Origin of the sequence: Scytonema hankhaensis NUACC26 (genome assembly GCF_045865695.1) — a bacterium.
GTDB lineage: Bacteria > Cyanobacteriota > Cyanobacteriia > Cyanobacteriales > Nostocaceae > Scytonema.
This window is the reverse complement of sequence record NZ_BAACAP010000252.1, coordinates 42,462-55,810: the sequence shown is the minus strand read 5'-3', so window position 1 is coordinate 55,810 and position 13,349 is coordinate 42,462. Positions and strand designations below refer to the sequence as shown.

Annotated in this window: 12 protein-coding genes; all 12 read right to left on the bottom strand. The window is 38.3% G+C overall.

All coding sequences use genetic code 11. The features are described from left to right. Positions 1-16: 16 nt before the first annotated feature. Complete coding sequence (locus ACKTT2_RS48745) at positions 17-1,846, bottom strand: PP2C family protein-serine/threonine phosphatase (protein WP_407900342.1); 1,830 nt, start codon at positions 1,844-1,846, stop codon at positions 17-19. A gap of 29 nt (positions 1,847-1,875) precedes the next feature. Then, on the bottom strand, positions 1,876-2,790 hold the full coding sequence (locus ACKTT2_RS48740) for an FHA domain-containing protein (RefSeq protein WP_407900341.1): 915 nt from the start codon (positions 2,788-2,790) through the stop codon (positions 1,876-1,878). 41 nt (positions 2,791-2,831) lie between these two features. Further along, positions 2,832-4,217: a vWA domain-containing protein gene (locus ACKTT2_RS48735; protein ID WP_407900340.1), complete on the bottom strand. Its 1,386-nt coding sequence runs from the start codon at positions 4,215-4,217 to the stop codon at positions 2,832-2,834. Positions 4,218-4,327: 110 nt separating this feature from the next. Continuing rightward, a complete protein-coding gene (locus ACKTT2_RS48730; RefSeq protein WP_407900339.1) occupies positions 4,328-4,714 on the bottom strand; it encodes a hypothetical protein in 387 nt (128 codons plus the stop codon). A gap of 120 nt (positions 4,715-4,834) precedes the next feature. Then, positions 4,835-6,238: a vWA domain-containing protein gene (locus ACKTT2_RS48725; RefSeq protein ID WP_407900338.1), complete on the bottom strand. Its 1,404-nt coding sequence runs from the start codon at positions 6,236-6,238 to the stop codon at positions 4,835-4,837. A gap of 5 nt (positions 6,239-6,243) precedes the next feature. After that, positions 6,244-7,392, bottom strand: a complete 1,149-nt coding sequence (locus tag ACKTT2_RS48720) for a hypothetical protein (protein WP_407900337.1) — start codon at positions 7,390-7,392, stop codon at positions 6,244-6,246. A 42-nt stretch (positions 7,393-7,434) separates the two neighbouring features. Continuing rightward, positions 7,435-9,795 (bottom strand): hypothetical protein, encoded by a 2,361-nt coding sequence (locus ACKTT2_RS48715; protein ID WP_407900336.1) that lies wholly within the window; start codon positions 9,793-9,795, stop codon positions 7,435-7,437. Positions 9,796-9,846: 51 nt separating this feature from the next. Beyond that, a complete protein-coding gene (locus ACKTT2_RS48710; RefSeq protein ID WP_407900335.1) occupies positions 9,847-10,701 on the bottom strand; it encodes a TRAFAC clade GTPase domain-containing protein in 855 nt (284 codons plus the stop codon). Next, positions 10,691-11,560, bottom strand: coding sequence for a TRAFAC clade GTPase domain-containing protein (locus ACKTT2_RS48705; protein ID WP_407900334.1), 870 nt, complete (start codon positions 11,558-11,560; stop codon positions 10,691-10,693). The genes ACKTT2_RS48710 and ACKTT2_RS48705 overlap by 11 nt, the downstream gene beginning before the upstream one ends. A 6-nt stretch (positions 11,561-11,566) precedes the next feature. Continuing rightward, positions 11,567-12,343 (bottom strand): hypothetical protein, encoded by a 777-nt coding sequence (locus ACKTT2_RS48700; protein WP_407900333.1) that lies wholly within the window; start codon positions 12,341-12,343, stop codon positions 11,567-11,569. A gap of 199 nt (positions 12,344-12,542) precedes the next feature. After that, entirely contained in the window at positions 12,543-13,118 is a 576-nt protein-coding gene (locus ACKTT2_RS48695; protein ID WP_407900332.1) for a GNAT family N-acetyltransferase, read from the bottom strand. A gap of 20 nt (positions 13,119-13,138) precedes the next feature. Next, complete coding sequence (locus tag ACKTT2_RS48690) at positions 13,139-13,291, bottom strand: DUF8624 family small hydrophobic protein (RefSeq protein ID WP_166481815.1); 153 nt, start codon at positions 13,289-13,291, stop codon at positions 13,139-13,141. Positions 13,292-13,349: the final 58 nt, after the last annotated feature.

Genomic DNA, 13,349 nt, shown 5'->3' with positions numbered 1-13,349 from the left:
GCTGTTGTATTTTGCTTTATTCGTAGTACTTTTCTATATAACATTGCAATGCCAAAATAGTTGCATTATCAATTGCACCCCTAGAGATAATTCTGTCTATTGTTTCATTGACAGCAGCTTGTAAGGACTGGTTCATAAGAAAAATCTCTGCTAACTCATCTGAAGGAACTAAATCCCAAATACCATCTGAGCAAAGCAGTAAGATATCTCCATTTTCTAAAGACATTGATAATCCCGAGCTAAAACGGCTTAAATCTTGGATGTAGCCATCACTCAATTTACGTTTCGAGCCAATAGATTTAACTAAAACACTGCGTTCTGGGTGGTGTTTGCTCTCTTCATAAGTGATTTGACTGCTAGCAAGTAGTATAGCCACTTTAGAGTGATCCTCGCTTAATTGACAGATAAAACCGTTTCTCAGAAGAAAAATGCGACTGTCACCTATGTGAGCAATCATCAGTTCTCTTTCAAAAGCTAAAATTAGGCTTAATGTAGTTCCTCCTTCTCGTACATTTTGAGCTACACAGTCATTGGCTTTTTGAACCAAAGATGTTATCCACAAAGCTCGGTCTTCCACACGTTTTAGCTCAGCAGGTATGGGGTTTTCAAGTACTGTTTTTACAGCTAATCTACTAGCTATTTCTCCTTGAGCCATTCCTCCCATACCATCTGCTACAACTCCTAAAATAAACGTCTCTGATTGATTTGAATAATGTTGTTTAACTCCATAGCTGTCTTCATTCTGGAGGCGATTCAGTGATAGCCCAACTGTTGAGCGATTGGACACGTTCCATCGAATTTTTGGCGTGGAATATAACTGCCTGGTTTCAACTAAAATACTTAGTAATTGAGATAGAGAAAAACGATTTCCAAACGGTGAAAGACAAATATGGATAATTTGATAAATCCGAGGAATAGATTTGATTTCTAGGTTACAGGGGTTATCTAGATTTGGAGGTTGATGATGAATAGACTGATACAATAAAGTCCCTACGATATAGGTACTCACTTGCTCATCAATGGGATAACCTAAAGCAAGTTCTGGAGGACAATAATCTCCTGTTAAGCCATAACTAAGCTTTTCACCTACAACACGAACTCCTGTTAAATCAAAAAATTGAATAGGTGTACCTATTTGGATAAAAGCTGGAACAATGTGAACAAAGCACCACCCCTGTTGATAGATATACCGGAAAAATTGACAGACTTGACTGGCTAAAGATATAGTTGTTTCCAAGGAATGGTCTTGGGTCAACCAAACTGACAGTGTTTTCTCGTGTTCTGGCAAGTAGCTCAATAGTATAAGTTTTCTGCACGGTGATTCAGATAGTAGTGGTTGCATCTCTAAAAATTCTTCCTCCAAATACTCTGATGTATCCTTTAATGAGTCGGATGTCATCATAGTTTCTGAAGGAGAAACTTCTCGTTCAAAAGATGAGGTTTCTATAGAAGAAGTCTGCTTAATGTCAGCTTCAATTTGCTGTTCTAAATTAACAGAACAATCTTCTTGAGGTTGTTCTGATAAGAAATTCATCGATACTAAATTCTCTATTGTAGAAACGAGTAATTCAGAAACCATTTTATGGTTTCCAAGCTCCTCTCGCAGTTTTAGTTCTAGATCGAGACTACCATTCGCAGTTCCTACACGCAGTAATCCTGACTTTGCCAAAGCCATTTCTGTAAGCGTGCTTTCAGTTTCAAGAGCTAGGATGTTGACATGAAAGTAATGAACATCTGCGAATAAACCTAGATATGCTTTCACCTCTACACGAAACCTGTCAATGTGGAAACAGGTTCCTACTTGAATAACTAAAACAGCCGTAGAGTCAGTGGATGAGAACGTCATAGGATGACTAAAATTTTTGGGCTTGAGTTTTACGGACTTTGAAAGAGGAAACGAATTTTGCCAAATGCGACTTCGTCTCCAGGATTTAGTGTTTCAGGCGTAGTAATTCTGCTACCATAACGAGTTTGACCAGAACGTTTGATAAAGATACCGTTTTCTGACCCCAAGTCTTTAATTTTCCATTGCTGTCCCTCTCGATAAATTTCCCCATGATTGCGGGAGATATATTCGGCTCCAACAAATCCCTCTAAATCAATATCAACTGGACCGGAATCAGGATCGAATCGTCCAACAAGATTGCTATCTTCTAAAACAATTTCTGATATGGGTGAGCCTGCTTGTTTAGAAGTTAGCCTTGCAGTGTTTGCGATCGCTACAGAATTAGAAAGACTGCTTTGAGGATGAGTATAACTGGAATCAGGAAACTGTGATGGCGGCTGAACTTCAGTATTAGATGCCTCAAAATAAGATGGATGAGTAGGTGAGATCTCCTCAATTTTAGATTGCTGAGAGGACTGAAGCGACTCTACAGATGGAGAGCGGAACTCATACCCACAAAGGTTACAAAACTGCGTGCTAGGTGGGTTGCTCTCATTACATTGAGGACAAGTTATGTTCATGGCTGAGGAAATTTGGATGCTGGGAGGTGGGTCAGGATACAAAGTTTGTAGTTCTGGTATCTCGATATCTATCGTGGGTGGCGGGTCGGGATATGATACCCGTGTTTCCAGTCTCTCAGTATCTATCGTGGGTGGCGGGTCAGTATAAGACACCACTGGATCGGGTGGAGGAGTTTGGCTGAGTAAATGACTCTGTGAAGAATCCTGTGATGAGGATATGTTAGGCTGGATTGGGCTAGCAGAGAGAGGGGAATCACATACTTCACATTCCGTTGCATTAGGGGCGTTTCGTTCATATCCACAATTCAGACAAGTCTTGCTCATGAAATAAACCTCTTAGATTTGTGACAGTAATTTGTAACAGTCTAAGTACCTGATGCCTGACGTATTTGTTCTTCTAAAATTTCGTCATCAATACTTGTACTCATTTTGATAGTTTTACCTTTTGCTCCCATTTTGATGGTTTTGCGCGTATCAGGAGAAATTTTCCGAGTTTTCCTAAGTTCATCTTGAGCAGTTGAAATAGATTGAGTCATTGCCTCATTTCCCACTCGTTGGGTCATTTGCCGCGCTGTTTCCAAAAACTTCTCAGCTTGTTCGGAATTGCCAACCTCCGAAGCTCTTGCAGCTGCGCTGACTAGCTGAGCAATGTTACATTGCTGTACATAGCCCATGACTTCTTGGTCAACTTGGGCAGCAAAATTTTGTCCGGCAACAAATTGCACCACAACATTTTGAATTGGTAGTTCACCACGCTTATTTTGACCGGGAACATCGTAGGTCAGACCCAGTTGTGCAATGCGAATGCGGGAAGCCGGACGACTCTCCATAGTAAATTCCAAGATAAATATGGTTTCATCATTTGCTGAGGCATTGCCGATAGGATTGGGATCTTGATTCAAAGGAAATTCAGCTTGAGATGGATAAGCACGGAGTACCCGAGTCAGTTGGACTCCTTTGACAGTTTTGACTGCAAGAGCTAAGTTGGTGACGACATCCTGTTGAGCTAGAGTGAACTCTTCAATAATTTTGTTTGGTAAATCAGTAATGGAGACTGCAACTTCACTAGTGTTCTGTGTGACTACATGAAAAGAGCGACCCCCGGTAATATCACTAAGGTCATTGAGTAGATCTTCATTAAAGTCACCCACTCCTAAAGCCGTAATTGGAATATTTTTAGTAGCAAATTCTCTAGCTAGCTCTCGACAAATATCTTCATCTATCGTCTGACCATCGGTAAATAGCAAGGTGCGACAAGAAGTCATTTGTTGGTCAGAAAGGGTACTTAAGGCTTGGCGCAAACCATTCCCAATCCGGGTACCACCAGAACAGTGACGAAGTTGAGCGATCGCCCCCTCTAACTGGCTGATTTCTGTTGCCGATGTCAGTCCAATTACGGGCATAGCTTGCTCGTTAAATCGAATAATTGCAATTTTGTCACGTTGGCTTAGTTTGCCTGAATGAACCAGTGCAAGTAGGGATTCTATAACTATTTCTCCCTTAGACTTAGCCCCTGTCACTTCCATCCATTCTTTACCATCATCATAATAGGTTCTGCCTGTTGCTTGTGGATTGCCAATTACAACTTCATCCATCGATCCACTAGTATCAATAAGCAATACAAAAGCGGTAGATGGTCGAGAACTTGCCACCTGTTTAGTCGGACGCATTTTCATCATAAGAAACAATTTTTGCTCGACGGTATCAGCTGGCAAAAACTCGCGATGAGGTGTAATTGTGACGTTTAACATTTTCAGCAAGGCTCCTACTGTCTTGAAAATAGGGGGTAGGGGGTAGGGGGTAGGGAAGAAAAATTTTCATTTACTTTAGTGTATGCAGCTCGTGATGGCTATTTTATGTCTTAAGAAAAGATTAAGGATGGGAGCGCTCCACCTTGGGGTTCTATACTCTCAGAATCTGGAGGAATGGGAGCAGGTAAATCTCGATAGCCTCCCTCTTTCAAGTCCTCAATACTCGCTTCTGATATTAAGGGCAAATTCAACGAAATTACAGTTTCCCGGTATCCTAGTTTGATATCTCGAATCCAATTACTAACTATATGGCTAAGATGAGTCTCATTGATTTGACGTTGGCTTTGATTCTGTAACTGGCTGCGAATTTGTTCGCGAACCTCATAGTCAAAAATCCGATCGGGACTGTTTTCTTGATCTTGACTAAGGTGAAGTGTATACTCTGGTCGCTCACCTGTATTATCTTGCAGTGTTAGAAACAACTTGTATCTGACCATAACTGGAAGTAAGCTTGTTATTGCTCCTATAGAACTTATAACACAAATAATTCTTAATAATTATTAATAGAAGCCTTAATCTCGAAGACTGAATTAGTGTTCTAGCTTTGCTTGTCCAACCTAATTGTATTTCTTTATATCTATTGCTAATAAATATAAAAATAGTATGCTTAAACCGAGGGGTACAATGACGAAAAGAGGTATTGTCCAAAATCTGATGTGAGATGGTACTTGGAAGACAAAGGGTATACTGTAACTTACTTCTCGATCGCCAATAGATCTGACATTAACAAAGGCATTATGTCGGGAAGCTGTATCAGCATTTTTCTGCGTGTAAATTATCTGGTACTCGTCAAGAATAATATCCAAAATATTTTGAAATCTTTGAGCAATCTCCCTAGCATTTCCAGAAAACTCGGGAGTTCCATCAGTTAAATCAGCAATTTCCTTTAAGTGCTCCCGATCCACTAATTCGTTCTCAAAATTTTTGCGTTCTTCCCCGCTGAATTTTTCACGATCTTCGCATTTAGCAGGCTTACCTTTAAGAACACTGTAGCGTTGTCCAAGCTCTTCTGGAGTGAGACCATAACCAACAGTATGAACTCTAATCTTTCCAGCATATCGTCGCAGATATTCAGTTTTGAGTTTTTCAAAGTGGCTAGGATGGCATATATCCTTCTGTCCTGGATCGAACCCCACAGTATCAAAACCATCTGACAGTAGAACTACGTGCAATCTAGGAGACTGGCTGAAACCGACACTCTGAGATTGATTTTCTAAATTTAAATTACCTAAAAAATCTAGAGTTGTAGCTAGAGATTGATAAAGATTAGTTTCACCACAAATACGTTTTTTGGGTTGATTTTTAGATGGGGCCTCTCTATCTTTACTCAGAGCGTCTTTGAGTTGACGTAAATCCGTTTGATGTTGTGGATCGCTGGCTGGCGCAAATCTGTCTAAAGTTTGTTTTGTTACTGGTTCTCCCGAACAGATGGAACGACCATTCTCATCTTTGTAATCACTACTAAAGGGTACAATAACCATTTGTGTATTGTTACCACGTTCAGCTAATACCTGAGTAAATTCTTTAATCGCATCAATTGCGCCCTGTAGCTTAGGTTGTTCGTTTCCTTCATCAAGCTTTATCATACTGCCACTAAGATCTAGAAGTAACACAATCCGTGTTGGTAATGGCTTAGATTCTTTAGGCGTTATAAACTTAAAGGGAACGGTTTCACAACTACTTATGTTATTTTCTTTACAGTCTACACGAACAGAGAAGTCCTTCTGCTTTAAGTTTGTCAAAAGTTTATTGTTTTTTCTAACCTGAACGCGCAGTGTGACCTCATCTCCAATAACTTGAGGAGTAATGCTAATCCGAGTGTCACGATTTTCATTAACCTTTATCTGACTCCAACTAGGAACATGGTAAGTAGCAAGAATTATAGATAGAAACAACCAAATAGGACTTTTCGGCAATAAGCAAAATTTAAATCTCTTTGCCCAAGCTCGATTATCACTCATCTTCATTATCCCTCCGGATCTAAAAAGCGATTATAGAAGACAAAGCGGAACATCTTTTTATCATCTTTTCTAGGATTTTCACAAAAAAAAGCCACGATAGAGTTATGTTTCAAAGGATATGGATTCGTGGAATCTAAAAACTTTCCATCAACTGATATACGCTTATAGTGTTTTTTATTTGGTATTAAGGATGTTCTATGTTCTTCTATATCCAAATCAGCAATATGGAGAGGTAACCCTGGAATACAGATATACACTTTAGAAGACGAACCGATTGTGATAGTTCCTTTTTCTGGCAATTGAATTGATAAACCTTCTTCAATTATATCTAGGTTTTCGTTACTGACAAATTCCAACCTATAGTCACTCTTTTTGCTATTATTGTTTTTGTCTTTAACCTCAATTAGCTTAAGTTTATTAATTTTTGCAGGCTCTTCATCGTAAGGATTGTATTCAAAGCCCGTACCAGCCCTTAAAGCAGCTACGTAGCTAGGAGAAGTGGCGAATCTAAAGGCTACACCAAGCACACAACCTAATATGAGAAGACCTAAAAAATTTTCAAATCCTAAGATTGAGGTGTCCCAGTTTTGTTTAAAGTCCTCTTGTATTGTCTCTAATGATGACTTAATAAATAATCGTAGGAACTCAAATACGATCGCTGCTATGAAACCAGCAGCCATTCCTGCTATCAGGTTATTCTTAAGCCGTTGTTGAGAACGCCTCTTTTTCCCAGCTTCAACACTGCGCCAGCGCCAACTTAACCCTTCTGCCAGTCCAACTGCAATACCAATAATCATCCAACGAATAATTCTGACCACAGGGGGGGTTCCAAAGAAGAATAAGAAATCACGAATGAAGGGTATAAGCAGAATTTGAGATAAACCACCGGCGATCAGACCAATAAAAAACCCCAGTCCTACTGCGGTAGCAACAGGTGCGCCAAGCCTAAGTAGGTTTAACTTGAATCTAGTAGGATTACTTAAGAAAATCTCAGTCAGTACCGTTCCTACTGAGAGAGAAGCAGCTACACAGGAAGATTGAACGACCTCTGGAAATAGTTTCAACCAATCTACATAGTCAATGATGAATTGACTCAGGTTCCAGCCTATAGAAGCAAAGCTGATTCCGCATAATATGTAGACGCATAATTTCATATCTGAATCCTACCTCAAGTAAATTCAGGATTACAAGTTCTTTTACTGTTCATTTGTCTTGTTTTCATTATTCATAAGTTTTGCTTTAATATCTTCCTGTAAAACTTGCATTGTGCTTTTAGGGTTTTTGTCCGGCTTGTCTATTAAGTCAATAACTCCATCAGCTTTTATTTTCTTACTCGCTTGATACTTGTAAATTGACGTTACCAATGGCTTCAAGTTTTGTATCCTCCCCTTTTTGTTCTTTGGATTCTGTTCTATATATTTAAGTATTCCAGCATAACTAACACTTGTCTGTAAGCCCACAACGTCTTTAAATGCTGATATAATATCCCGCTCTTGAACTCCATATCCGTATAATTCGTTATCCTGTAGAAGATTTTCTGTAATTTTCCCGATCGCATCACGAGTTTTGTTTGGTTCAGTAAATGTCTCAACTGCTTGAACGATCTGAGACTCAGTTATATCTCGACTCACTGGACTTTGGAAAGCTTGAGGTGGTTTCTGTACAATATTTGGAGAATCATTAACAATTAAATTACCAAGAATGAATGCAAACAACATGAGTGATAAAGATATATTTTTAAAGAAATATATTATTCTACTCTGCTTTTGTTCTCCAATCAAATATACAGAAACTAATATAGTTGCCACAAGAATAAAAACAACCCTTTGCCACAAATTGTCTATGATTCTTATTCCCACGAGCGAACCTAAACTATAGAGAAATAAATTAATGAACAATTCTATTTGACTTGTCTTACCTATAATTTCAATAGCATTAGTAATATTGATTCCAAATACTTGATAAACTCTTTCATTTTGTAATCTTTCAAGTATTTCCCGAGGAATATTTCTAGTACTGACTTTATAAAAGAAAGCAGCTAACTGGTTAGCTAATAATGAATTAGCTAATTTTTTATTAGAAAAGATGATAGCAAGGGTTTTATACTTTGAGTTTGCGAGAGGTTTGAAATCCTTTTTATCTTTAAAATACTGCCAGTAACCTTTTATTAAATCGTCCCAAATTCTCATTTCTGTTTTTATTTCTGTAGGTATTGATTCTCCTTTCTTTCTCGGCTGATATATGACATATAAATTGCTTAAATCATTGCTAACTTTCTTTAGGAGACCTTCATCACAGCCTAATTGCCAAAGACTTTCTGGAGCATTTGCTAACCAAATTAAAGTACGACTAGATATATTTTTAGATACAGGGTTTTTAAAAAATTCTTCTATTATAATCGAGAATCCTTCTCTTAATTTAAAATGTAATTGGGAGAAGAATTCTCGATCTACTTCTTCTATTTTTTTGCGTAACTTACTTTGAAAATCTAATGATTTTTTTCTGATATCATTTTGGTGTTGAGATAGTAAATTCAAGGGAGGTTGATTAAGTAAATTTAAGGGGAATTTTTCATCAATATCCAAATGTATAGATGACAAATATTCTGTTGCTAACGTTTCGGGAAGCACAAGAGCCTTTAAAGTTAAAAGTTCTATAGGACTATGGCTTGCTATTATACTTAGTTCCTCAAAAATATTGCTCAATTCCTCTTTTGCCCGGTCATTCTTCTCTAAACGTTCTAACGTATCATTGATAATTCTAAGGTTATCATAAAGATTTTCTGACTTCATCAAACTTTGAATCGCCAACTTAAAGTCTGGCTCGTTTGTCCTTGGAACAGGAAGTCTAGAAATGCGAGCGCTTGTGTTCATTCTGCTATATGCTTCATGACTAGCAGGTTGAATAACCAAGAACAGATCGGGTCGCTCTAAGGCTTCAACGTTATATGACCAAGAAACAAGGGAATTGTTATCTCTAGCTATCTTAGTGGCTATTCCGTCAATAGCTAACAGCGGATATTTCTTTGGTGTGACGGTGATAGGAGGAGGTGAATTTCTCTCTAACCAGTCTATAAATTCTTTATTATTCAGCTGAGTAGATATCCTCTCAGAGTCGTGTCTATAATTCCTGACAGTCTCCCTATGAATCTCAATTGGTTCTGTTTTATAGAATGGATCGAAAGTAGGTATTGTTTTGTTTTTTCCCCGGTCATTAAGCCAACCTACTATTATGCATAGGTTATCTTTACCTTCACATAAAAAGTAACGAAATGTAGTGAAAGAACGAGATTCATCTTTTCCTAAAGTAGCAACAGCCACAACTGACCAATCATCATGATATCCTCGGACAACGCGACCAATAATTGCTGGATGAGTCCTAGAATAACCTTTAGTTTCAAACTCGCTATTCTTAATTGCGCGTTCCACGGCATCTGGAACTCTATCAAGTGTGGAATTCATCCACCTTCCTGTAAAACCTCGCGAATACCAATAGCCATCTGATGTTTTATCTGGCTCTATTCCCGTGCTAAATTCATGAATAATACAATCAGCCATCTGTCTAACCCTTATCCTTATTTAAGGATTGAGAAATTCTAATAAGAATATTTATCGTTTTCCTGTATATAACCAGTATAATGGTTCAATAAGACCAAAAGGTCGCCACAATTTTGAATCTGATTCTTGGATAACAGCTCGTGTACCATTATCATCAGACTTAATAATCGTGGAATTAGATGTTTCGCGCTCACTCCCCAACATTCCGAAGGCAGAAGTGGCAAAATATTCTACATTAAGATTGTCAAAGTTTTGTAATTGTCCATGTACTCCTTCAAAACGAGCCAAAATCTTCTCTTTAGGATTGTCAGTATGTATCCATAATTCGCTCAAATCGCACTTTGTTAAGGCGACAGCAATTCTACGAGTTTTTGTATTTTTGGGAGTTAATCTATCAAGCTTAACTAAAAATTCTTGAAGGCAGCTAGCGTAATAGCTGTCTTTGCGACGAGCAGTCCCATCAATTAAAAACAGGATGCCAGTTGCTTCCACAGCATCCTTAATATATTTTTCTAACAATTTTGGATTTTTCTTCTCGACTAGGTCGCGGAAAAACTCTCCTGGATAATCTTTGCATTCAATCTTCATAATTTCCGGCTGAGAATTGAATGAGGGAAACTTTTCTTTAAACTCAATTTTAAAAAAGTAGCTTTTCTCTATCCCATTGTCTCCATAACTGGTAGGTTGTATTTCTTGTTTTTGCTCCAAGCACTCTTTGGCTTCACGGATCATGTTTTCAGTTTCATCATTAATCGGAATAACCTTTTTAACTAAGCTGTCAGGAGCATCCCGCAAGCAAGTTAGAGCTGTCAAGTAAGTAGTTTTACCAGAGGCACGATCTCCTATAACACGAATTGTTGAACCCGGAGTTATCTGTGTTAATCTACTTTGATTTTTAAAGACCATATCGCATAGACCTGCCTTTGCTTAACCAATATAAAGGTGAAATCATGCCGTATGGCCGCCATTCATCTTTGTCTCTTAATACTGAAAGTTCAACTTCTTTCCCTTCAAAGTCTATTTTTCTTTCACTTTTACGATTGGGACGAGGATCGTTCAAAGCTAAAACACCAAAGGTAGAGATGGCAAAAAATTTGACATGATTTTTGAGCTTATTTTGTAGAAGTTGAGTTGTTCCAGGAAGATGAGATTTAAATATATCTGTTTCAGGGTCAAGTCGCCCCGTCCAAATTTCACCTCTTTCACATTTACTCATAGCCACTGCAATCCTTAATGGCTTTGCTCCTTGTAACCTTCCTTGTTTATCCATTTCATCGAGAAACTTTTCCATAGCTTTCATGTATGTCAAATCATTTTCTCTTTCCCATTTATCTAAAAGAACTAAGCAACCGACTACATCTGGTCTCAAACACTCTTGAATATACTCCTGTTCCAAAGCTTGCAGCTTAGGGGCTTCGGCTAGTTTATTGTAAATTTCACCAGGATAATCTCTAACTACTAAAGTGACGGCCTCTTCTGTAAACAAGCGTTTGATTTTTATTTTGAATATATAACGAGGTAGGTCATTAAAATTCTGCTGTACTTGTGTGGGTTCGAGGTAGACTCCATCAAGAATTTTCCCTCGAGCTTCGTCTCGCAGCTTTTTCGTCGCATCCCCAATTGGTTCAACCAAAAATGGACTCCTCTTTTTTTGTTTAGCTCTTGTTTCAGGCCAATCTGCTAATCCTGCTAAATACGTTGTTTTACCAGAATTTTTAGGGCCAACAATCGTAATAATTTCTCCCTTGGTTTTGCTAATAGTCATATTCTTTTATATTTCTTCTAAATAGTTAGCCAAGTATAGCCAGGGCAATTCTAATAAAGAACGCTCCTTTACACTAGTGATAAAGCAGCGGACTGATAAGCCTGTAATAACAGCATCAATTTGCTTGATTCGATCGCGAATAGGTGTGAAATAGCGATTATAAACATATTGATGACGATCCAACCAATCCATTGCATAACTATCAGGATTATAAGCTAGCTTCTCGGCTTCTTGTTTAAGATCGCAAAATAGGTCAGCTTTATTGAGACAAATGAGTAAATGTTTTGGTTTGAGAAAATCCTGACGAAAAAATTTCACCCATTCATCAAATCGATTACACCACTGTTTTAAAGTAGGGAACGGTCCTGGGTCTTCATCAATTTCTGGATCTACACTCGAAGTCAATGAAATTAAATCGCGATGGGGTGGTAGGATCAATATAACTGCTTCGCTACCACGAGCTACCTCTAAAAAGTTATTCCACTCCTGTGGGTTATTTGATTGCCAACTATCCCGCCAGATTTCACCAGTTGTGTCAAACCAATCTACTAATATATGCTTATAGCGAAGGCGAGTTCGGACTTGAAGGTCTAAAGTCCGACGATAAGTGCTTTGTCTTGCTTCCGTCGCTAGTGTCTTACCCTCTGCCTTGTCGTACAACAATGCTTTCAAATTTTGATAAATTTGTTCTGAACCCTTGACGTAGTAGCCTCGGGGATTGGAAGATTCCATTGCTAGGTGAGTTTTCCCCGCTCTGCGATCCCCTATATAAATGACTCCCACGCGCCTACTCCCTTAAACTAATTCTTTCAAAACTTAAAAGATTTACAACTATCTAAGCGTAGTCAAATAAGAAAATCGTATAATTTGGTACTTACTCTTACTAAAAATAATTATCTATATTCAATATAAATTAATAAACTGTTGGGGAACAAGAACGGTTATATAAAATTAGCTTATAACCAAACCATGAACTGAAGAGTTAGTCTCTATTTATAGGTTTAAACATCCATAGGGATTGAGTGTTATAGCCAAGCTGATTGTAAAGATTGAATGCGGCTGTATTTGACTCAAACACTTGTAATGCTATTTGGAGATCGCCTCTAGCCTTTGCCCAATTTTCCACATGAAGCATCAAAGCTTTAGCAATACCTCGTCGCCGATGTTCTGGTACAACATAAAGTAAAAAAATATGAGCGTGACGAGTTCCCCGTACCTGGTCGATAGCATTTCCCACCCAGATACAGGCAACAGGTGAAGAGTGACGGAGTGAGGGTAAACTGATTTCTATGTCCCCATCTCCTACAAAATCTACCCACCAAACAGGTGTTTTACTAGAAAAATATTGTTCGACTGTTTGTACTAAATGAGAAAAATCTTGTTGTTCTGGAAAAAGTTCTTGGTAAGTTCGCTGCATGAACTTAACCAGTAGAGCGCGGTCTAGAGTAGAACCACGGCGAATAACATAACCTGGTAATAGAGATTCCAAACCTGAGTGGGGAAAAGTTATATGTTTTTCTTTAAAGTGGTTAATGGTTACTAGTTTACTACTAACCACTAACCACTAACCACTAACTACTAACTCCTAACCAACAACATTCCCAATTCCCCTATCGGTGCAGGTGCAGCCATATCTGAGGGTAGGAAGATGCGAGCGCTGACTGCCACAAGGGCAACAAAAAATATAAGCACTACAAGTAGAGGAGCAATATACTGTCGGAAAATAGCCATAACACAGGTTGCTTGAAAAAGCAAATGATGACGAGCGCTAGCTTAAGAAATATTAAGC

What these genes read in the sequence shown, in the direction of transcription:
- ACKTT2_RS48710 (WP_407900335.1), bottom strand. Translation starts at nt 10,701, where the DNA reads ATGGTCTTTAAAAATCAAAGTAGATTAACACAGATAACTCCGGGTTCA.
- ACKTT2_RS48745 (WP_407900342.1), bottom strand. Translation starts at nt 1,846, where the DNA reads ATGACGTTCTCATCCACTGACTCTACGGCTGTTTTAGTTATTCAAGTA.
- ACKTT2_RS48725 (WP_407900338.1), bottom strand. Translation starts at nt 6,238, where the DNA reads ATGAGTGATAATCGAGCTTGGGCAAAGAGATTTAAATTTTGCTTATTG.
- ACKTT2_RS48720 (WP_407900337.1), bottom strand. Translation starts at nt 7,392, where the DNA reads ATGAAATTATGCGTCTACATATTATGCGGAATCAGCTTTGCTTCTATA.
- ACKTT2_RS48730 (WP_407900339.1), bottom strand. Translation starts at nt 4,714, where the DNA reads ATGGTCAGATACAAGTTGTTTCTAACACTGCAAGATAATACAGGTGAG.
- ACKTT2_RS48735 (WP_407900340.1), bottom strand. Translation starts at nt 4,217, where the DNA reads ATGTTAAACGTCACAATTACACCTCATCGCGAGTTTTTGCCAGCTGAT.
- ACKTT2_RS48715 (WP_407900336.1), bottom strand. Translation starts at nt 9,795, where the DNA reads ATGGCTGATTGTATTATTCATGAATTTAGCACGGGAATAGAGCCAGAT.
- ACKTT2_RS48690 (WP_166481815.1), bottom strand. Translation starts at nt 13,291, where the DNA reads ATGGCTATTTTCCGACAGTATATTGCTCCTCTACTTGTAGTGCTTATA.
- ACKTT2_RS48740 (WP_407900341.1), bottom strand. Translation starts at nt 2,790, where the DNA reads ATGAGCAAGACTTGTCTGAATTGTGGATATGAACGAAACGCCCCTAAT.
- ACKTT2_RS48705 (WP_407900334.1), bottom strand. Translation starts at nt 11,560, where the DNA reads ATGACTATTAGCAAAACCAAGGGAGAAATTATTACGATTGTTGGCCCT.